The organism is Pseudomonas sp. HY13-MNA-CIBAN-0226 (assembly GCF_040310305.1).
Taxonomy (GTDB): domain Bacteria; phylum Pseudomonadota; class Gammaproteobacteria; order Pseudomonadales; family Pseudomonadaceae; genus Aquipseudomonas; species Aquipseudomonas gregormendelii.
This window is the reverse complement of record NZ_JBEOPS010000441.1, coordinates 1-252: the sequence shown is the minus strand read 5'-3', so window position 1 is coordinate 252 and position 252 is coordinate 1. Positions and strand designations below refer to the sequence as shown.

1 protein-coding gene is annotated in these 252 nt (G+C 68.3%); it reads right to left on the bottom strand.

Annotated elements, in window-relative coordinates:
- A partial coding sequence (locus AAEZ05_RS29440) for an MATE family efflux transporter (protein WP_350650159.1) occupies positions 1–252 on the bottom strand: 252 nt, incomplete at both ends.

Below are 252 nucleotides of genomic sequence, written 5' to 3'. Positions count from 1 at the left end.
AGAGGATGAACACCAGCAGCAACGGCATGATCAACATCATCATCTGGGCGTAGCCCACCGCGTCGTCGAGCACGTCCACCGGGGTGCCCAACGCTTGCAACGCCGGGCGCGCAAACAGGCTGCCCAGCACGGCGGCCACCAGGCCCACCAATGCGCCCAGGGTCAGGGTGGCACCGGTGATCGCCTTGACCATCCCGGTCTCCTGGGCGCCCCATGCTTGGCCGATCAGTACCGAGGCGCCCGCCCCCAGGC